Below are 19,280 nucleotides of genomic sequence, written 5' to 3'. Positions count from 1 at the left end.
TCAACAGAAGCCTGTGTTGGGTCCAGACTTTGTGTGCAGCTCAACAGAAGCCTGTGTTGAGTCCAGACTTTGTGTGCAGCTCAACAGAAGCCTGTGTTGGGTCCAGACTTGTGTGCAGCTCAACAGAAGCCTGTGTTGAGTTCAGACTTTGTGTGCAGCTCAACAGAAGCCTGTGTTGGGTCCAGACTTTGTGTGCAGCTCAACAGAAGCCTGTGTTGAGTCCAGACTTTGTGTGCAGCTCAACAGAAGCCTGTGTTGAGTCCAGACTTTGTGTGCAGCTCAACAGAAGCCTGTGTTGGGTCCAGACTTGTGTGCAGCTCAACAGAAGCCTGTGTTGAGTTCAGACTTTGTGTGCAGCTCAACAGAAGCCTGTGTTGGGTCCAGACTTTGTGTGCAGCTCAACAGAAGCCTGTGTTGAGTCCAGACTTTGTGTGCGGCTCAACAGAAGCCTGTGTTGGGTCCAGACTTTGTGTGCAGCTCAACAGATGTCCGTGTCGAGCCTGGACTTTGTGTACGACAAAAATCTAATGTGGGAGCGGAGCTTGCCCGCGAAGGGGCCCTTGAGGTCACCCTATAATCATGACCCCTTGCGCCTGGCCAGTTTCATCACCACCACAAAAAACACCGGCACAAACACCACCGCCAGTGTCGCCGTTATCATCCCGCCGATCACCCCGGTACCAATGGCCTGCTGACTCGCCGAACTGGCGCCCGTAGCAATCGCCAGCGGCACCACCCCGAGGATAAACGCCAGGGACGTCATGATGATCGGACGCAAGCGCAGCCGAGCCGCCTGCACCGTCGCATCCAGCAGATCATGCCCCTCGTCGTACAGACTCTTGGCGAATTCGATGATCAAAATCGCGTTCTTCGCCGACAGACCGATGATGGTGATCAAGCCAACCTTGAAAAACACGTCGTTCGGCATCCCCCGCAAGGTCACCGCCAGCACCGCGCCAAGCACCCCGAGCGGCACCACCAGCAGCACCGAGGTCGGGATCGACCAGCTTTCGTACAACGCCGCGAGACAGAGAAACACCACCAGCAGCGACAGCCCCAGCAGCGTGGTCGCCTGGGCGCCAGACAAACGCTCCTGCAACGACAACCCGGTCCATTCCAGGCCAAGTCCCGCCGGCAACCGCGTCACCAGCTGCTCTATCTCCGCCATCGCCTGCCCGGTGCTGTGCCCGGCCTTGGGCTCGCCGGAAATGGAGATGGCCGGATAGCCGTTGTAACGGGTCAGTTGCGCCGGACCCTGGGTCCACTGCGCCCGGACAAAGGCCGACAGCGGCACCATTTTCCCACGGCTGTTGCGCACATTGATCTGCAGCAGATCGGCCACCTGGCTACGCTGGTCGCCGTCGGCCTGAATCACCACCCGTTGCATGCGCCCCTGGTTCGGGAAATCGTTGACATAGCTTGAGCCCAGTGCGGTGGAGAGCAGCGCACCGATATCGGCAAAAGACACCCCCAGTGCATTGGCCTGCTGACGGTCGACTTCCAACTGCACCTGTGGTGCTTCGGCCAAGGCGCTTTCCCGGACGTTGGCCAGTACCTGACTCCTCGAAGCCGCTTCCAGCAACTGGCTGCGGGCTTTCATCAGCGCCTCATGCCCAACGCCGCCACGGTCCTGCAAGCGGAATTCGAAGCCGCTGGAGGTACCGAGGCCGTCCACTGGCGGCGGCAGGATGGCGTAGGCCACGGCATCCTTGATCTCGCCCAGTGCGCGGTTGGCGCGGTCGGCAATGGCTTGTGCCGAGTCCTTGGCGCCGCGTGCCGACCAGTCCTTCAGGGTGGTGAAGGCCAGCGCGGCGTTCTGGCCGCTGCCGGAGAAGCTGAAGCCGAGGATCATGGTGGTGTCGCCGACCCCCGGTTCCGTGGCGTTATGTGCTTCGATCTGTTCCACCACCTTGATCGTGCGGTTCTGGCTCGCCCCTGGCGGCAGCTGGATATCGGTGATGGTGTAGCCCTGGTCTTCCACCGGCAGGAACGAGGCGGGCAGGCGCATGAAGCACAGCCCCAGCAGCCCCAGCAACAGGCCATAGACCAACAGGTAGCGGCCGCTGCGTTTCAGTGCATAGACCACCCAGCCTTCATACTTATTACCAAGCTGCTCGAAACGACGGTTGAATGCACCGAAGAAACCGCCCTTGGCGTGATGCTCGCCTGGGGCAATCGGCTTGAGCAGGGTGGCGCAGAGTGCCGGAGTCAGGGTCAGGGCGAGGAAAGCCGAGAACAGGATCGAGGTCGCCATGGACAACGAGAACTGCTGGTAGATCACCCCCACCGAACCCTGCATAAAGGCCATGGGAATAAACACCGCCACCAGCACCAGGGTGATGCCGACAATGGCGCCGCTGATCTGGCCCATGGCCTTGCGCGTAGCGTCTCGTGGCGACAACCCCTCATTGGCCATGATCCGTTCGACGTTCTCCACCACCACGATGGCGTCGTCCACCAGGATACCGATGGCCAGGACCATGCCGAACATGGTCAGCACGTTGATCGAGAACCCCAGGGCCAGCATGGTGGCGAAGGTGCCCATCAGCGCCACCGGTACCACCAGTGTCGGGATCAGGGTGTAGCGGATGTTCTGCAGGAACAGGAACATCACGGCGAACACCAGCAACATGGCTTCGCCCAGGGTGTAGACCACCTTGGTGATCGAGACCTTGACGAACGGCGAGGTGTCATAGGGAATCTTGTATTCGACCCCGGCCGGGAAATAGCGCGACAACTCGTCGAGCTTGGCGCGTACCAGGGTGGCGGTGTGCAGGGCATTGGCGCCGGGGCTCAACTGCACACCGAAGGCGGTGGACGGCTTGCCGTTCAGGCGGGTGCCGTACTGGTAGTTCTGGCTGCCGATTTCCACCCGGGCGACATCGCCGATGCGTACGCTGGAACCGTCGGGATTGGCCCGCAGGACGATATCGGCGAACTCCTTCGGCGTGCTCAGTTGGCCCTTGACCAGCACCGCGGCATTGATTTCCTGGGTCGGACGCGCCGGCAGGTCGCCGATGCTGCCCGCCGAGACCTGGGCGTTCTGCCCGGCCACGGCGGCGCTGACATCCGCCGGGGTCAGGTTGAAGCCCACCAGCTTCTGCGGGTCGATCCAGATCCGCATGGCCCGTTCGGCGCCGTATAACTGGGCCTTGCCGACACCCTCGAGACGCTTGATCTCGTTCATCACGTTGCGCGCCAGGTAGTCGCTGAGGGCGCTTTCGTCGTACTTGCCGTCGCTGGAGGTGAGGGTGGCGAGCAGCAGGAAACCGGCGGAAACCTTTTCCACCTGCAAACCTTGCTGGGTCACGGCTGCCGGCAGGCGTGACTCAACCGCTTTCAGGCGGTTCTGCACATCGATCTGGGCCATTTCCGGGTTGGTGCCCGGTTGGAAGGTCGCGGTGATGGTGGCGCTGCCCAGGCTACTCTGGGATTCGAAATACAGCAGGTGGTCGGCGCCATTGAGCTCCTGCTCGATCAGGCTGACCACGCCTTGGTCCACGGTCTGCGCCGAGGCGCCGGGATAGACGGCGGTGATCTCCACCTTGGGTGGCGCGACGTTGGGGTACTGCGCCACCGGCAACTGCGGGATGGCCAGGGCGCCGGCCAGCAGGATGAACAAGGCGACCACCCAGGCGAACACCGGCCGGTCGATAAAGAAATGCGGCATGCTCACTGTCCTTTGGACTGGGCGAGGGGAAGAGGGCTGTCGTCGATCTGCACTTTCTCGCCGGGACGGGCGTGTTGCAGACCCTCGACGACGATACGCTCACCGGCCTTGAGGCCGTCGGTGACGATCCAGCGATCGTTCTGCACGGCGCCCAACTGCACCGGCTGCTGGCTGACTCGCTGATCGGCATCCACCAGCAGCACCTGAGCGATCCCGGCGCTGTCACGCTGGATGGCCCGTTGCGGCACGGTGATGGCTTCGTGGTTGACCGCCTGTTCGATGCGCACCCGGACGAAGCTGCCGGGCAGCAGGTCGAGGTCCGGGTTGGGGAATTCGCTGCGCAGGATCACCTGGCCCGTGCCGGGGTCGACGCTGATATCGGTGAACAGCAACTTGCCCGGCAGCGGGTAGGCACTGCCGTCGTCCTGGATCAGCGTGGCCCTGGCCTGGCTCTGCCCGACCTGCTGCAACTGTCCGGCGCGCAGGGCGCGGCGCAGGTCGTTCAGTTCGCGGGTCGATTGGGTCAGGTCGGCGTGGATCGGATTCAACTGCTGGATCAGCGCCAGGGCGGTGGTTTCATTCTGGCCGACCAGGGCGCCTTCGGTCACCAGCGCACGACCGATACGTCCGGAAATCGGCGCGGTGACGGTGGCATAACCGAGGTTGAGTCCGGCCCGCTGCACGGCGGCCTTGTTCGCGGTAACATCGGCGGCACTCTGGCGCGCGGCGGCTTCGGCGTTGTCGTAGTCCTGGCGGCTGACCGCATGGCTGTCCACCAGATCGCGGTAGCGCTGGTGTTGCAGGCGGGTCTGGAAGGCATTGGCCTCGGCCTTTTGCAAGCTGGCAAGCGCACTGTCGAGGTCGGCCTTGAACGGCGCCGGGTCGATGCGGAACAACACATCGCCCTGTTTCACGTCGCTGCCTTCACGAAACACCTGCTGCAGTACCACGCCGGCTACCCGTGCGCGGACTTCGGCGCTGCGCGGCGCGGCGATGCGCCCGCTCAGCTCGCTGTTGATCGACAGGCTCTGGCTCTTGATCGTTTCGACCCGAACCTTGGGCGGGGGCGGCGTGTCCGGGGCTTTCGCGGATTGGTCACAGGCGCTCAGGGTCAGCGCCAGGGCCGACAGGCAAAGCGGGGCAAACAGCTTCTTCAACATAACAGAGTCCCAATAATGACCCCCGCATGCTAAGGGCCGTGGTCAAGCGCTGCTGTGAAGCTATGTAGGGCGTTGGTGAAAAAGTGTGAAGCTTCCGCTCGCAGGTGCGCGCAGGCGTATATCCTTCACGGTTTTCCGCTTCGTAAATTTACCTATGCCTAACATCCTGCTGGTCGAAGACGACAGCGCCCTCAGTGAATTGATCGCCAGCTACCTGGAGCGCAACGGCTACCAGGTCAATGTGTTGGCCCGTGGCGACCAGGTGCGCGAGCGGGCGAAACAGAACCCGCCGGACCTGGTGATCCTCGACCTGATGCTGCCGGGCCTCGATGGCCTGCAGGTATGCCGCCTGCTGCGCACCGATTCGGCAACGCTGCCAATCCTGATGCTGACCGCTCGCGACGACAGCCACGACCAGGTGCTGGGCCTGGAGATGGGCGCCGACGATTATGTGACCAAGCCCTGCGAACCCCGGGTGTTGCTGGCCCGGGTACGGACCCTGCTACGCCGTAGCAGCCTGGCCGATCCGCAGGTGGCCAGCGACCGGATCCTGATGGGCAACCTGTGCATCGATCTGTCGGAACGCACGGTGAGCTGGCGCGAGCAAGCGGTGGAGCTGTCCAGCGGCGAGTACAACCTGCTGGTGGTGCTGGCTCGGCATGCCGGCGAGGTGCTCAGTCGCGATCAGATCCTCCAGCGCCTGCGTGGCATCGAGTTCAACGGCACCGACCGCTCGGTGGACGTGGCGATTTCCAAGTTGCGCCGCAAGTTCGACGACCATGCCGGCGAGGCGCGCAAGATCAAGACCGTCTGGGGCAAGGGTTACCTGTTCAGCCGTTCCGAATGGGAGTATTGAGCCGATGCTGAAGATCCTCGTGCGGCTGTACCTGATCACCATCGTTACCTTCAGCGCGGCGATCTACCTGGTGCCTGAGCTGGTGATCGGGGTCTTTCACGAGCGCTTCATGCGTTACAACATGGACCAGTCGCGGGGCTTGCAGAGCCTGTTGATCGAACAGTTTCGCCAGGTGCCGAAAGAACAGTGGCCGGCAACGGCCACCCGCCTGGATCAGCGCTTCGGGCCCTTGCAGATCAGCCTGGTCCGCGTTGATGACCTGAGCTTCAGCGCTCCCGAGCAACAACGCCTGCGCGCTGGCGAGGATGTGATCCGCCTCGGCGACTGGGGCACCCGGACCCTGGCGGTGTCGCCGCTGGACGGGCAATGGGCGGTGGCCCTGCAAGTCCCGCCTGATCCGCTGGACGTGAACCTGTTGTACTGGAGCATGAACGTACTGATCGGCGCTGCGCTGCTGGCCTGTCTGCTGTTCTGGCTGCGTCCGCACTGGCGCGACCTGGAACGTCTCAAGCAAACCGCCCGACGCCTCGGCCAGGGCCAGCTCAGCGAGCGCACGAATATCCCGCCACGCTCCAATATCGGCGAACTGGCGACGGTGTTCGACACCATGGCCGACGACATCGAATGCCTGCTCAACCAGCAGCGCGACCTGCTCAATGCAGTCTCCCACGAGTTGCGTACGCCCTTGACCCGCCTGGATTTCGGCCTGGCCCTGGCCTTGTCCGAGGATCTGCCGGCGGCGTCCCGCGAGCGTCTGCAAGGGCTGGTGGCGCATATCCGCGAGCTGGACGAGTTGGTATTGGAGTTGTTGTCCTATAGCCGTTTGCAGAACCCGGCCCGGTTGCCGGAGCGGGTCATGGTGTCGCTGGACGAATTCGTCGACAGCATCCTCGGCAGTTTCGATGAGGAACTGGAAGCTCCGGACACCGTGCTGGATGTGCTGCTGCACGGTTCGCTGGAGCGCTTTGTGCTGGATCCGCGTCTGACCGCGCGGGCGCTGCAGAACCTCTTGCGCAACGCCATGCGTTATTGCGAGCGACGAATCCAGATTGGCGTCAGGGTCAACCTGGAAGGCTGCGAACTGTGGGTCGATGACGATGGCATCGGCATTCCCGAGTCGGATCGGGAGCGGATTTTCGAGCCGTTCTATCGCCTGGACCGCAGTCGCGATCGCGCCACTGGCGGCTTTGGCCTGGGCCTGGCGATCAGCCGGCGGGCGCTGGAGGCCCAGGGTGGCACCCTGACCGCCGAACAATCACCATTGGGCGGGGCGCGTTTCCGCTTGTGGCTGCCGACCGTGGCTTGTTAGAGGCGCTTCGCCGCCCCGTGGATGGGGTGCTCAGCGTCGCTGCGCCAGCACCCGTTTCACGCCTTCGAGCACCAACACCAGTACCGCCAGCCAGATCGGCAGGTAGGTCAGCCATTCACCCGGCCCGATGCTTTCCCCCAGCAGCAGGGCGACGATCACCAGCAGCACCGGCTCGACATAGCCGAGCAAACCGAACAGTCCGAACGCCAGCACCTTGCTTGCCAGCAGGTAACAGATCAGCGCCGCGGCACTGATCAGCCCGAGCAGCGGAATCAGCCCATACAACGCCGGCCGCAGATTGACCACGGCAAAACCCTGCTCGCCGTGTTGCACGAACCACCAGGCCACCGGCAGCAACAACGCCATATCGAGCCACAGACCACCGAGGTTGTCAGTGCCGTTGCGTCGGCGCAGCACGAAGTAGATCGGATAACCGATGGCCACCAGCAAGGTGGTCCAGGAAAAGCTGCCGACCCGATACAACTCGTTGAGCGCGCCACAGAGGGCGAGCAGGGCGGCAATGGTTTGCAGCCGCGACAGACGTTCGCCGTAGACGATGCGTCCGGTGAGGACCATGGTCAGCGGCAAGAGGAAATAACCCAGGGACACATCCAGGCTATGGCCGTTGAGCGGCGCCCAGAGGAATATCCACAACTGGACGCCGAGCATCGCCGAAGACACCAGCAGTTTGAGCAACAACAGGGGGTGTTGCCTGATTCGGACGAAGATCGCCGGGACCAGCTTCCAGTCCCCGGACACCAGCATGAACACGGTCATGCAGGGCACGGTCAGGAGCATCCGCCAACCGAAGATATCTTCACCGTTGAGGGGCGCGAGCAGGGACGTATAGAAATACATGATGGCGAACAGGCAGGACGCCAACACCGATAAAACAATACCTCGGGACACAACAGCCTCACGAAACGCTGGGTTCGGTTTTTTCCGGGAGGATAGCACCCTGCTTGAACAACAAGGCCTTCAATCCGCTTTCAGCGTCGATATCGGGGAACTCGGGTGGATTGTCCAGGCGGCGATCGAACAGCATGCCCGGGGCCTCGCGGGTCACACCATCGATCAGGAAGTCCGAACCCACGGCCGGATCGTTCATGCAGGCGAGGACCAGGCCGTCGGCGCTGAGTAGTTCCGGCAGGCGGCGCAAGACCCGTTGGTAATCCTTGCTCAGCAGGAAACTGCCTTTCTGGAAGGACGGCGGGTCGATGATCACCAGGTCAAAAGGACCGCTGCTGATGACCTTGCCCCAGGACTTGAACAGGTCGTGGCCGAGAAAGCCGACCTTGCCCAGGTCGTGGCCGTTCAGGCGATGATTGTCGCGCCCACGGCTCAGGGCCGCGCGGGACATATCCAGGTTGAGCACATGCGCGGCTCCACCGGCGATCGCCGCCACGGAAAAGCCGCAGGTGTAGGCGAACAGGTTCAGCACCCGTTTACCCTGGGCATGCGCCCGTACCCAGTCGCGGCCGTAGCGCATATCGAGAAACAGGCCGTTGTTCTGTTTCTTGCCCAGGTCGACCTGATAACGCAAGCCACCTTCGGTGATCACCCACTCCTCGATGGCCTGGCCCACCAGCCATTCGGCGGGGCTCAGGGGCCGGTAGCGATGGTGCAGCAACAAGGTCTGGGCGCCGCTGGCCAGCCAGGCAGGCGACTGGCTGATCTCCATCAGCAGGTCCTTGAGGGCTTGCAACTGCTCGGGCTCCGGCTCCTTGAACAGCGAAACCAGCACCACGCCCTGCAGCCAGTCGACGGTCAGTTGCTCCAGCCCCGGCCAGCAGCGGCCCCGGCCGTGGAACAGGCGCCGGGTTTCCGCGGGGGCGGCGGCCAGGGCCGTGAGCAGGTGAGTGTGGAGGAGGGACAGGGCGTCGGGGGTCATCAGACAATGCCGGCAAGTAAAGGGGCGGCATTTTAACCACATCCGCCCCAGGTCGTTGCGCGTTGTAGCGCCACGCATTTGATTTCCAGCAGTAGCCCTGGGTGGGCCGGGCAGCGACGTTGCGGCGCACGGGTGACTAGTGCTGCCAGGCGAAGGTCTGCTGCGCGACCACGAACATGACCCCGACCAGGGCGGCCAGCGGGATACGCAATTGAATGCGCGGCGGCCCGTTATCGCAGTTCAGCGAGGCTTGCCTGGAGCAACTCGGACAGCTGCCGCGTTGCTGCCGTGGGCGCTTCCACGGCCTGGTGCAGCACATAACCGAGCATGGGCAGCGTGGGCAGGCTTTCAAGCACCGCCAGCTGAGCGGGCAGGCCGATGCGGGTGCGCAAAGTGACGCCGAGCCCGGCCGAGACGGCGGCCCAGATGCCACTGACGCTTGGGCTGGTCAGTGCCACTCGCCAGGGGATACGCGCCTGGTCCAGGGCTTTGGTTGCCGTGCTGCGCAAAATGCACGGTGCGTCGAACACCACCAGGGGCAACGGCAGGCTGTCAACTGGAAAGGGCAGCGGCAACTCACGTGAGCCTATCCAGTGCATCCGGGTTTCACCGAGACGCGTGGCGTGAGGCGTGCTAGCACCCGTTTCCCAGGCCAGCGCCAGGTCCAGGCGGCCATTCTCGATCATCGCCAGCAACTCGGCATTGCGGGCGATGCTGACTTCCAGGCTGACCCGCGGATGGACCCTGGAAAAGCGTCGCAGCACGTCGCTGAGCAGGTGTTCGGCGAAATCGTCCTGTAAACCGATGCGTACCGTCCCTTCGATGCGCGCGCCCTGCAAGCTGCTGAAAATCTCGTCGTTCAGTTCCAGCAGACGCCGGGCATGACTGAGCAGGGATTCGCCCGCGGCTGACAGGATCAGGCCGCGCCCCGACTTCACCAACACGGCGCTACCGACCTGGGTTTCGAGTTTTTTCAGTTGGGCGCTGACCGCCGAGGTCGAACGGCCAAGGCGCTCGGCGGCCTTGGCAAAGCTGCCGAGTTCGACACCGGCGACAAAGGTGCGCAATACATCAAGGTCGAAGGTGGGGTGGCGCATTGTAATCATCCACTTATTTGGGATTGTGGGTTCTATCTAATCTGATATTCGGAACTATCGTCGCTGGTTAACCTGCCTCCGTCAAATCAACGGTTTTGTTGGAGGTGGTATGCCTTTCGCCCGTATTTCCCTGCATCGGGGTAAGTCCCCCGAGTACCTGCGCCGGTTGTCCGAGGCGCTGCATGAAGCCTTGGTGGAAAGTTTCGAGGTACCGGCTACCGACCGCTTTCAGGTCATTCATCAGCATGAGATGGGTGAGCTGATCTTCGATCGCGACTACCTGGGCGGGCCTCGCAGCGAGGACTTTGTGCTGATTGCGATTACGGCGGGTCGCGTCCGGGATACCGAAACCAAACAGCGCTTTTATCAGCGTCTGGTGGAGCGCCTGAGCGTGGCGCCGGGTATTGATCCGGAGGATGTCATGGTGGTAATTAGCACCACCCAGGCGGATGAGTGGTCCTTTGCGGGAGGGCGGGGTAACTGATGAGCCGACCGGAGCCCATCCCCCTTGTGGGCGCTGGGTCGCCAAAAGCTTCGCGGGCAAGCACCGCTCCCACAGGTATTCAGTCGTAGGCGGAGGCTCGACTCGACACGGGCCTGGTGACTGTTATGGCCGAATCGTTCCCGGCTGTTCCTGATGCAGAGCGCGCAACCACGTTAAGCTGAGGGCCTTCCTTGTCGAGTGTAGCGACCATGATCGATTTTTCTTCCCTGGCGGTATTCGCCGCCGCCGTGACGATGTTGCTGGTGATTCCCGGGCCCAACATGGCCTTTGTCACCACCCATGCCCTGGCCCATGGCTGGAAAGGCGGGGTCGCGGCGGCGTTGGGTATCAGCCTGGCGGATCTGTTGATGACCGCGGCGGTCAGCGCCGGAATCGGCGGGCTGGTGATGAGCTGGGCACCGGCGTTCGAGCTGATCCGCTGGGCCGGTGCGGCCTATCTGCTGTGGCTGGCCTGGATGGCGTTGAAGTCGACGGTGCCGGCGGCGCAAGGTCAGGCCCCGCTGGGCTCGATGCGCTCGATCTTTATCCGGGCCACCCTGAACAGCCTGCTCAATCCCAAGGCCCTGCTGTTCTTCATGGTCTTCCTGCCGCAGTTCGTCAATCTCGAACACGGCGGTATCACTTTGCAGTTGGTTGGGTTGGGGGTCTTGCTGGCGTTGATTGCGCTGGTGTTTCATTCGTTGCTGGCACTCTTTGCCAACCTGGTACGCGGTCGGTTGCCCAGTGGTGGGGTGTCCAGGCGCCTGGGTAGCTACGGTTTTGCCGCCGTGATGGCGGGGCTGGCGGCGCGCCTGGTGTTGCTCAACCGCCCGACCTAGGCAAGACCGGTTATCATGCCCGGGCCTGAGGCGGATAACTGCCGAGGGTAAGCCTCAACCCTCGGAGCCCGATGTTCGATGTCCACGATCACCTTGTTTGAAACCCCGCCCCCGGAGTCGATCCACAGCCAGATCCAGCAGATGGTCGTCGATTACGTCACTGACGTCAGTCAGGTGGCCATCGCACCGAGCAATCCGCTCTACCAGCTGTATCAGTACGGGGTTGGTTATGAGGCGCATCTCTATATGCAGGCGATGGATGGCGCCAAGGGGCTGGCCGTCGAATTGATCGTGGCAACCGATGCGCAGGATCCCGATAAGGTCGTGGGTTTCCTGCTGTATCTGCCGGTAAAGGATGATCCGCAGGCCTGCTCGGTGGCCTATATGGCGGTGCGCGAAGGCTATCGACGCCAGGGTGTGGCACGGGCGATGCTGCAGCAGATGCTCGAGCGTTATCCCCACGCGGAACTGGCCTGTGTCGTCGGCAAGGTGCCGGTGTTCGAGGCCCTGGGTTTCCAGGTGCTGGCCGCGCGCGGGCCACAGGTGCTGATGAATACCCGTGACCACGGCACGGACGGCCTGGTGGCGGTGCTGGACATCGCCCCCATCTACCGTTCGCTGGAGGTACGACAGATTCATGCCTATCTGCTGCAACAACACGGCAAGCGTGCAATGGTCGACGCCGAGAAACAGCGTGACCGCCAGCTCGATCAGATGACTCGCCACACCAGGGCTTTTGTCCTGGAACGGCAGGGGGAGACTGGGTGACCGTCATCTCTTGAATCCGCCGCCATCCAGTGCAGGAGCCGGCTTGCCGGCGATGGCGGCCGTAAGGACGCCGCAAGACTCAAGGGCCTCATCGCCGGCAAGCCGGCTCCCACAAAGGCGATGTCCGGTCAGTCAGGGGGTGCCGAACATCGCGGTCCAGTAGATTCCCGAATCACTCTTCGGGTCCACCACATAGGCGGCACCCAGCTCGCGGAATTGTGGATTCATCAGGTTGGCGCAGTGACCGGGACTGGCCAGCCAGCCGTCGACCACCTTGCGCACGGTGTCTTGCCCGGCAGCGATGTTCTCGCCGATCAACTGGCCGTTGTAGCCCGCCAGTTCAGCCCGATCCCCCGGCATGCGCCCGTCACGGTCCTTGTGGTCGAAGAAGTTGTTGTTGGCCATGTTCCGGCTATGGCCTTCAGCGGCGCTCCCCAGCACGGCGTTCCAGGCCAAGGGCGTTGTCGCGGCAAACGCCTGGCCGCCGCATTGGCGCGCTTGCGTACGGGCACTGTTGATCTGTTCAAGCAGCTTGCGGCCTTCCACCTGCCAGTCACCCAGGCGCGCGCTCAGTAACGGTCGCGCGAGCACGATGCGCCAGTCACGTCCTTCGCGGTTGACGCCGATATCGACGAACTGCGGATTCAGCACCACCTGACAGAAACTTTCCTGCACCGCTTTCATCGCCGCCGCCGCGTCACGCGGCCCCGACAGGCTGATCGCTTGCACGGTGACCATCGGATAGGCCTTGGCGGCCAGCTCCTGCTGCAAGTCGCCGGGGTTGTTGATGGGCAGTACCAGGCGTGGGTCGGTGGCGAGTGGCGGCAATTCCAGTGAGGCCTGGCTTGCGCAACGTTGCACCTGGCTACGGTAGTGGTTGATCGAGTCAACCAGTTGCGCCTGATCGGTGGAGGCGGCGCTGGCCGCCAACACCGGCCCGAGCGTCAGCGTGGCCAGACCGATAAGCGATGGTATGAAGCGCATGGGCATCTCCCTTGAACAGACTGTGCCCATGATGCCGGATTTCCCACACCAGGAGCAGTTGAACGTTGCTCAGCTCACCCTACAATCCGGGTAGGTTTTTTCTTTGTAAAGGCGAGGCATTTTCATTCAATCATGTGGCTGAGGTATTATGTCGCAGCATGGAAGTGTCTAGCGTGCCTATCCGAGGTGACCGGACGTCGAAGGAATCGCGAAAAAGCCTGGTGGGTCGGGGTGCATGAGCGGACAGATTCCGCTCATTGACCCGTTCCGCGCAAAGGCAAACAAAATGAGTGTCACCCAACCTAGCTGAAGCCAATGACTAATAAAAAGTCAGCGCAGGAGGGACATGAACGTGAGGCCGGTGGTTTTCATGGGCCTTGTATGTCTACCTATCCTAGGTATTACTGAATGTTGAAGAAACTGAACACAGCGCTGCTGGGGCTGGCGGTGTCGATGGGCGCGATGTCCGTGCACGCGGCCGAGACAAAGAAAGTTGATGTGCTGCTCATTGGCGGGGGCATCATGAGTTCGACCCTGGGGATCTGGCTCAATGAGTTGCAGCCGGACTGGTCGATGGAAATGGTCGAGCGCCTCGATGGCGTCGCCGAAGAAAGCTCCAATGGCTGGAACAACGCCGGTACCGGTCACTCCGCCCTGGCTGAGTCGAACTACACGCCGTACGACAAAGACGGCAAGATCGATATCCACAAGGCAATCGAGATCAACGAGTCGTTCCAGATCACTCGTCAGTTCCTCTCCTGGCAGGTCCGTCAGGGCGTGCTGAAGAACCCGCACTCGTTCATCAACTCGACGCCGCACATGAGCTTCATGTGGGGTGACGACAACGTCAAGTTCCTCAAGGACCGCTACGCGGCACTGCAGACCAGCCCGCTGTTCAGCGGCATGCAGTACAGCGAAGATCAGGAGCAGATCAAGAAGTGGGTCCCGCTGATGATGGGAGGGCGTGATCCGAAGCAGAAGATCGCGGCCACCTGGACCCCGATCGGCACCGACGTGAACTTCGGCGAGATCACCCGCCAGTACGTCGCCCACCTGCAAGCCCAACCAAACTTCAAGTTGCAACTGTCCAGCGAAGTAGAGGACATCAAGCGCAATGACGACGGCAGCTGGCGCGTCACCTACAAGAACCTGAAGGATGGCAGCGAAACCTCGGCCGACGCCAAGTTCGTCTTCATCGGTGCCGGTGGCGGTGCGCTGCACCTGCTGCAGAAGTCCGGTATCCCTGAAGCCAACGACTACGCGGCCTTCCCGGTCGGTGGTTCGTTCCTGGTCACCGATAACCAGGACATCGCCCTCAAGCATATGGCCAAGGCCTACGGTATTGCTTCGACCGGTGCGCCACCCATGTCGGTTCCGCACCTGGATACCCGTGTGCTGGACGGCAAGCGCGTGATCCTGTTCGGGCCATTCGCGACCTTCTCCACCAAGTTCCTGAAGAACGGTTCGTACTTCGACCTGCTGACCAGTACCACCACTCACAACGTCTGGCCAATGACCCGCGTCGGGATCGAGCAGTACCCGCTGGTCGAGTACCTGGCCGGTCAGTTGATGATGTCGGATGACGATCGCTTCAACGCCCTGAAGGAATACTTCCCCGAGGCGAAGAAAGAAGACTGGCGCCTGTGGCAAGCCGGTCAGCGCGTGCAGATCATCAAACGTGACGATGAGAAGGGTGGCGTCCTGAAGCTCGGCACCGAGGTGGTGACCTCCAAGGACAACAGCATCGCCGGTCTGCTGGGCGCATCGCCAGGTGCTTCCACCGCTGCGCCGATCATGCTGACCATTCTGGAACGGGTCTTCAAGGACCAGGTCGCGACGCCTGCCTGGCAGGAAAAGATGCACCAGATCGTGCCAAGTTATGGCACCAAGCTCAACAGCAGCCCTGAAGCGGTCCAGAAGGAATGGAACTACACCGCCGAAATCCTGCAACTGACCAAGCCTCCGGTGATCGGTCAGACAGCCGTTGCGCCAGCGGTACCGGCTGCGGCTGACAAGCCAAAAGCCGACAGTCCAGCGGCTGACATGGCGCTGTAAAGAGCTGGCCTCGCTTCGGCGGGGCGCAGTGAAACGAAGAACACCCATTGCCCGGTCTTGCGACTGGACAGTGGGTGTTTTTTATTGCCCAGGTAAAATCCCGGGTCTTTTTCAGATGAGTGTTACTCAAGGCTGAAGGGGGATTCCGGCAACGCCTCCTGCCTTTGGAGTTTCTCCATGAACGCATCGATAAACGCCGACACCGCCAGCGGCAGCTGTCGCCGACTCGGGTAGATCACGCTCATGCCTCGGCTCTTGCGTTGGTAACCGGGCAGCACCGGCACCAGCAAACCGGCTTGCACATCGAGCCGGGCCATGGTCGGCGGCAACAGGACGATACCCAGGCCCGCCAGGGCGGCCTTGCGCAGCGACTGGGCGGTGTTGGCGCTGAAGCGGCCGCTGACCTGCACCTCTTCTTCCACGCCGGCCGGGTTGCTCAGGTGCCAGGTGGTGTGGCCGCTGGGGTGTGGGGCGCTGATGCAGTCATGGTGAACCAGGTCCTGCAAGGTCTGTGGTGCGCCATGTGCCGCGAGATAGGCCGGGCTGGCCACCAGGCCGTCGCTACGCGGCCCCAGCAGTTGACGCCCGACAAGGGCCGAATCCTGCAAGGGGCCGGCGCGAAAGGCGACGTCGATCTGTTCGGCGATCAGGTCGGCCTTGGCGTCGCTGAGAACGAAGTCGAGCTTGACCTGTGGGTAACGGGCGAGAAATTCGGCGACCCAGTCCATTGGAAAAAACTCGAAGAAGTCGGCGGTTGCCGCCACACGCACCAGGCCGCTGGGGACCTGGCTGCCGCCTTGCAGTTCATGGCTGGCGTCGAGCAAACCGTCGATAGCCCCGGCACAACGCGCATGGAAGGCCAGGCCGGCACCGGTCAGCGTCAACTTGCGGGTGGAGCGTTGCATCAGGCGCGTGCCGAGCCGGGCTTCGAGCTGCTGGATACGCCGGCTCAGGGTATTGGCTGGCACGCCCAGGTGCCGGGCCGCCTCGGCAAAGCTGCCGTGGCGCACCACCTGGACGAACATGGCGATTTCATTCAGGTCGAGCATGACGAAATTGCCTACATAAATGGAGGAGTGAAATCCAATTATGCCATCTAGTCCAGTAATAGGGGGCGATCCATACTGCGCCGTAACTGACCGGGAACGCATCCGTGTTGATGCGCATCCAGCGGTTTATCCGAACATTTTTTTGGAGTATTTCCATGACCGCACAACGGCTACCTATCAGCTCGATTCGGGAGCTCGCATGAGCACGGCGATTGCACGCGCGCCACAGCGGCGCGCCATTGTTCACCGGACCCACGGCAGCACTCACGGGGCGATTACGCGGCTGGTCAGTCCCGGCGACCTGGGCGAGTGGCTCAAGCCATTTGTCTTCCTCGATCATTTCAGCTTCCAGACCAAGGCCGGCCAGCCAGGGTTTGGCATGCACCCGCATTCCGGCATCGCCACACTGAGTTATTTGAGCGAAGGCGAGTTTTTCTATGAAGACAGCACCGGCGAGCAAGGCCGCCTGCTGGCCGGCGGTGTTGAATGGATGCAGGCGGGGAACGGTGTCTGGCATACCGGTTCGATCGTGCCCGAGGTCAGCCATGTCCGGGGGTTTCAGCTCTGGGTGGCGTTACCGGCGGCTGAAGAAAATGCCCCGGCCCGCAGCCAATACCTGACCCCGGCACAAGTGCCACAGGAAGGACCGGTGCGGGTGTTGCTGGGGCACTATGGTGCGGCGCAGAGCCTGATCGCGGCCCCCGCGCCGATGAACTACCTGGCCGTGCAGTTGAAAGACGGCGAGCGCTGGACCTACACACCACCGGCCGGTCATACCGTCGGTTGGGTGGCGGTCGATGTTGGCGAGCTTGATACGGGTGATCGTAACGGGGCACTCGGCAAAGGCGAATTGGCGATCTTTGAGGAGGGCGAGGAGGCCATTGAATTCGTGGCGCGGGGCGAGACCACCTTTGTGCTTGGCTCCGCGCGCAAGCATCCCCATGAACTGGTGCTGGGCAATTACTCGGTGCATAGTAACGCTGCAGCATTGGCCCGGGGCGAGGCCGAGATCCTGCGTATTGGTCGACGTCTGCGCGAAGAAGGTCGATTGTAACCCTGTAGGAGCCGGCTTGCCGGCGATGACGACCGCAAGAGCGATGCAAGACTCACTGGCCTCATCGCCGGCAAGCCGGCTCCCACGGGGTTTTGTGCGCTCTGTCAGACGTCGGTCGCATTTATCTGGATATTATTCGGTGCCCGCGTAATGATTGGCGGCAAAAGGCCATCTTTCTGGTCCGACAGGATGACTCGGATTGACAACAACAGGTGCTGATGAAAAAACTCACGACCGTTGAGCAGATGTTGTTGCGTGACCGCGAAGAAGAGGAGCGGCTGGCCGCCCTGCATGCCTTCGACCTGACGGACGTTGCCCGCGAAGAGTGTTTCGAGCGGATCTGCCGGTTGGTCGCCTCGCGCTTTCAAGCGCCGGTGGCGATCGTCAGCCTGATCGACAAGGACCGCCAGTGGTTCCTTGCCAGCAACGGCTTTACTGGTCAGCAAGCACCCGAGCTGGAGCTGTCGTTCTGTGCCCACACGATCCGCCAACGCGGCGTGTTCGTGGTCGACAACGCCTGCCTGGACCCTCGTTTTGCCGATTTTCCGCTGGTCAAGGGCGACGGCGCGCTGACGTTTTATGCCGGCGCGCCCCTGCGTACCGAAGGCGGCTACGCCATTGGCAGCGTGTGCATCCTCGATAAGGTGGCCCACACGCTGACCCCGCAAGACCACGCCGCCCTGGAAGATTTCGCCGCGCTGATCATGCAGTTGATCGAGCGCCAGCACCTGCTCAAGCGGGTGGACGCTGTCAGCGGGTTGCCCAACCGCACGCAATTTCTCTCCGACCTGCAGGGCTTGATCCAGGCCAGCGATGGCCGCAAGAGGGTGCTGGTGACGGTCGATGCCCTGGACACCGATTGGGCGCATCGCTTGACCGTGGCGGAGGGCATGGTGCCGTTCGAAGCGGTCCTGCGGGATATGGCCTCGCGGATCCAGGCGTTTATCGGCACGGGAATCAAGATCTATCACGTGATGGTCAAGGGCTTCGCCTTCACCATGCAGATGGACGTCAACGAGGCGCGGGTTTTTTTGCCGCGGCTGGTGGATTGGCTGCGCCGGGCGCCGATCAGCGAGAATCTGCCGATGGTACCCACGGTCTGCGCGGGGTTGCTGGAGTTCGACAGCGGTGCGCAAACGGCCCGGGAACTGTTGCGCAAGGCCCTGTTCGCCCTCGAGAGCGCGCGGCAGAAAGCCCAGCCCTTTGCCTATTACAACCACCAGGACGACGTTACCTTTCGCCGTCTGTTCAGCCTGCTGCCGGACATTACCCCGGCCTTGAAGTCCGATGATGTGTTCCTGGTCTATCAGCCGCGCTTCTCATTGCGCGATGGCGCGCACCTGAGTGCCGAGGCGTTGATTCGCTGGAATCATCGAATACACGGCTTTATCTCGCCGGCCGAGTTTATTCCGATTGTCGAAAAAAGCTCGCTGATCCATTCGGTGACGGACTGGGTGATCGAGCGAGTCGTGATGCTGATCGCCAGCACCGGCTACGCCCAGGACAAGAAAATATCGTTCAACCTGTCATCCCGGGATTTTTATGGGCGCAATGTGGCGGATGTCATTGCGCAACGCTGTGCGGCCCATGGGGTCGACCCGACGATGCTCGAGGTGGAAATTACCGAGGGCGAGTGGCTGCGCTCCAGCGCCGGAGTGATCGAGCAGCTTCAGCAACTGAGAAACATGGGGGTCGATGTGGCCATCGACGACTTCGGTACCGGCTACAGCAACTTCTCCTATCTGCACAAGATCCCGGCCAATATCCTCAAGCTCGACCAGTCGATGATTTTCGAGCTGGAGCACAGCGCCCAGCATCAGCGGGTGGCCAAGTCGATCATCGGTGTGGCTCGCGACCTGGGCTATCGCACGGTGGCCGAGGGCGTGGAAAGTTTCGGTTGCCTGGAAATACTCAAGCACTTCGGCTGTGACGAGGCGCAAGGCTACTTTCTTTCCAGGCCGGTCGAAGAGGGGCTTTATTTCCAGCAGGCGGCACTGGATCGTTTCCCATTGAAGACGGGCTGATAATGCCGCATAACGGTATGTTGCGCTGAACGACAATGTA

The 19,280-nt window shown here is 62.1% G+C and carries 15 protein-coding genes; 8 read left to right on the top strand and 7 right to left on the bottom strand.

What is annotated here, in order from left to right; genetic code table 11:
- Nucleotides 1-577 precede the first annotated feature (577 nt).
- Together AC07VG_RS01010 and AC07VG_RS01005 are read right to left on the bottom strand one after the other, a co-directional pair.
- Nucleotides 578-3,670, bottom strand: a complete 3,093-nt coding sequence (locus tag AC07VG_RS01010) for a multidrug efflux RND transporter permease subunit (protein ID WP_495020293.1) — start codon at nucleotides 3,668-3,670, stop codon at nucleotides 578-580.
- Nucleotides 3,671-3,672: 2 nt separating this feature from the next.
- A complete protein-coding gene (locus tag AC07VG_RS01005; RefSeq protein WP_495020292.1) occupies nucleotides 3,673-4,830 on the bottom strand; it encodes an efflux RND transporter periplasmic adaptor subunit in 1,158 nt (385 codons plus the stop codon).
- Nucleotides 4,831-4,984: 154 nt separating this feature from the next.
- On the opposite strand from AC07VG_RS01005, the gene AC07VG_RS01000 reads away from it, so the two are divergent.
- Together AC07VG_RS01000 and AC07VG_RS00995 are read left to right on the top strand one after the other, a co-directional pair.
- Nucleotides 4,985-5,686, top strand: a complete 702-nt coding sequence (locus tag AC07VG_RS01000) for a response regulator transcription factor (protein WP_495000952.1) — start codon at nucleotides 4,985-4,987, stop codon at nucleotides 5,684-5,686.
- A 4-nt stretch (nucleotides 5,687-5,690) separates the two neighbouring features.
- Nucleotides 5,691-6,995, top strand: a complete 1,305-nt coding sequence (locus tag AC07VG_RS00995; RefSeq protein ID WP_495000951.1) for an ATP-binding protein — start codon at nucleotides 5,691-5,693, stop codon at nucleotides 6,993-6,995.
- Nucleotides 6,996-7,025: 30 nt separating this feature from the next.
- Here AC07VG_RS00995 and rarD read toward each other — a convergent pair whose 3' ends face one another.
- The 3 genes from rarD to AC07VG_RS00980 form a co-directional block, all read right to left on the bottom strand.
- Nucleotides 7,026-7,904: an EamA family transporter RarD gene (gene rarD / locus AC07VG_RS00990; RefSeq protein ID WP_495000950.1), complete on the bottom strand. Its 879-nt coding sequence runs from the start codon at nucleotides 7,902-7,904 to the stop codon at nucleotides 7,026-7,028.
- A 7-nt stretch (nucleotides 7,905-7,911) separates the two neighbouring features.
- Entirely contained in the window at nucleotides 7,912-8,886 is a 975-nt protein-coding gene (locus AC07VG_RS00985; protein ID WP_495020291.1) for a class I SAM-dependent methyltransferase, read from the bottom strand.
- A gap of 230 nt (nucleotides 8,887-9,116) precedes the next feature.
- Nucleotides 9,117-9,983: a LysR substrate-binding domain-containing protein gene (locus AC07VG_RS00980; protein ID WP_495000948.1), complete on the bottom strand. Its 867-nt coding sequence runs from the start codon at nucleotides 9,981-9,983 to the stop codon at nucleotides 9,117-9,119.
- A gap of 109 nt (nucleotides 9,984-10,092) precedes the next feature.
- On the opposite strand from AC07VG_RS00980, the gene AC07VG_RS00975 reads away from it, so the two are divergent.
- The 3 genes from AC07VG_RS00975 (at nucleotide 10,093) to AC07VG_RS00965 (ending at nucleotide 12,074) form a co-directional block, all read left to right on the top strand.
- On the top strand, nucleotides 10,093-10,467 hold the full coding sequence (locus AC07VG_RS00975) for a tautomerase family protein (RefSeq protein WP_495000947.1): 375 nt from the start codon (nucleotides 10,093-10,095) through the stop codon (nucleotides 10,465-10,467).
- A 209-nt stretch (nucleotides 10,468-10,676) separates the two neighbouring features.
- Entirely contained in the window at nucleotides 10,677-11,306 is a 630-nt protein-coding gene (locus AC07VG_RS00970; RefSeq protein ID WP_495020290.1) for a LysE family translocator, read from the top strand.
- Nucleotides 11,307-11,384: 78 nt separating this feature from the next.
- Nucleotides 11,385-12,074, top strand: coding sequence for a GNAT family N-acetyltransferase (locus tag AC07VG_RS00965; protein ID WP_495000945.1), 690 nt, complete (start codon nucleotides 11,385-11,387; stop codon nucleotides 12,072-12,074).
- A gap of 132 nt (nucleotides 12,075-12,206) precedes the next feature.
- On the opposite strand, the gene AC07VG_RS00960 is transcribed toward AC07VG_RS00965, so the two are convergent.
- Nucleotides 12,207-13,058 carry a CAP domain-containing protein gene (locus AC07VG_RS00960; protein ID WP_495020289.1) on the bottom strand — a complete coding sequence of 284 codons (852 nt, stop codon included), beginning with the start codon at nucleotides 13,056-13,058 and terminating at the stop codon, nucleotides 12,207-12,209.
- A gap of 408 nt (nucleotides 13,059-13,466) precedes the next feature.
- Between AC07VG_RS00960 and mqo the strand changes: the two genes are divergently transcribed.
- Nucleotides 13,467-15,113 carry a malate dehydrogenase (quinone) gene (mqo, locus tag AC07VG_RS00955; protein ID WP_495020288.1) on the top strand — a complete coding sequence of 549 codons (1,647 nt, stop codon included), beginning with the start codon at nucleotides 13,467-13,469 and terminating at the stop codon, nucleotides 15,111-15,113.
- Nucleotides 15,114-15,235: 122 nt separating this feature from the next.
- Here the strand turns inward: mqo and AC07VG_RS00950 are convergent, their stop codons facing one another.
- On the bottom strand, nucleotides 15,236-16,162 hold the full coding sequence (locus tag AC07VG_RS00950) for a LysR family transcriptional regulator (RefSeq protein ID WP_495000942.1): 927 nt from the start codon (nucleotides 16,160-16,162) through the stop codon (nucleotides 15,236-15,238).
- Nucleotides 16,163-16,361: 199 nt separating this feature from the next.
- On the opposite strand from AC07VG_RS00950, the gene AC07VG_RS00945 reads away from it, so the two are divergent.
- Both AC07VG_RS00945 and AC07VG_RS00940 read left to right on the top strand, forming a co-directional pair.
- Nucleotides 16,362-17,216 carry a pirin family protein gene (locus AC07VG_RS00945; RefSeq protein ID WP_495000941.1) on the top strand — a complete coding sequence of 285 codons (855 nt, stop codon included), beginning with the start codon at nucleotides 16,362-16,364 and terminating at the stop codon, nucleotides 17,214-17,216.
- A gap of 218 nt (nucleotides 17,217-17,434) precedes the next feature.
- On the top strand, nucleotides 17,435-19,240 hold the full coding sequence (locus AC07VG_RS00940; RefSeq protein ID WP_495020287.1) for an EAL domain-containing protein: 1,806 nt from the start codon (nucleotides 17,435-17,437) through the stop codon (nucleotides 19,238-19,240).
- Nucleotides 19,241-19,280 lie beyond the last annotated feature (40 nt).

The sequence above is a fragment of the Pseudomonas sp. GW821-FHT03C07 genome, from assembly GCF_059420925.1.
This window is presented reverse-complemented; position numbering and strand designations above follow the sequence as displayed.

Coding starts and splice junctions, on each gene's coding strand:
- AC07VG_RS01010 (WP_495020293.1), bottom strand. CDS start 3,670: ATGCCGCATTTCTTTATCGACCGGCCGGTGTTCGCCTGGGTGGTCGCC.
- AC07VG_RS01005 (WP_495020292.1), bottom strand. CDS start 4,830: ATGTTGAAGAAGCTGTTTGCCCCGCTTTGCCTGTCGGCCCTGGCGCTG.
- AC07VG_RS01000 (WP_495000952.1), top strand. CDS start 4,985: ATGCCTAACATCCTGCTGGTCGAAGACGACAGCGCCCTCAGTGAATTG.
- AC07VG_RS00995 (WP_495000951.1), top strand. CDS start 5,691: ATGCTGAAGATCCTCGTGCGGCTGTACCTGATCACCATCGTTACCTTC.
- AC07VG_RS00985 (WP_495020291.1), bottom strand. CDS start 8,886: ATGACCCCCGACGCCCTGTCCCTCCTCCACACTCACCTGCTCACGGCC.
- AC07VG_RS00980 (WP_495000948.1), bottom strand. CDS start 9,983: ATGCGCCACCCCACCTTCGACCTTGATGTATTGCGCACCTTTGTCGCC.
- AC07VG_RS00975 (WP_495000947.1), top strand. CDS start 10,093: ATGCCTTTCGCCCGTATTTCCCTGCATCGGGGTAAGTCCCCCGAGTAC.
- AC07VG_RS00970 (WP_495020290.1), top strand. CDS start 10,677: ATGATCGATTTTTCTTCCCTGGCGGTATTCGCCGCCGCCGTGACGATG.
- AC07VG_RS00965 (WP_495000945.1), top strand. CDS start 11,385: ATGTCCACGATCACCTTGTTTGAAACCCCGCCCCCGGAGTCGATCCAC.
- AC07VG_RS00960 (WP_495020289.1), bottom strand. CDS start 13,058: ATGCGCTTCATACCATCGCTTATCGGTCTGGCCACGCTGACGCTCGGG.
- mqo (WP_495020288.1), top strand. CDS start 13,467: ATGTTGAAGAAACTGAACACAGCGCTGCTGGGGCTGGCGGTGTCGATG.
- AC07VG_RS00950 (WP_495000942.1), bottom strand. CDS start 16,162: ATGCTCGACCTGAATGAAATCGCCATGTTCGTCCAGGTGGTGCGCCAC.
- AC07VG_RS00945 (WP_495000941.1), top strand. CDS start 16,362: ATGAGCACGGCGATTGCACGCGCGCCACAGCGGCGCGCCATTGTTCAC.
- AC07VG_RS00940 (WP_495020287.1), top strand. CDS start 17,435: ATGAAAAAACTCACGACCGTTGAGCAGATGTTGTTGCGTGACCGCGAA.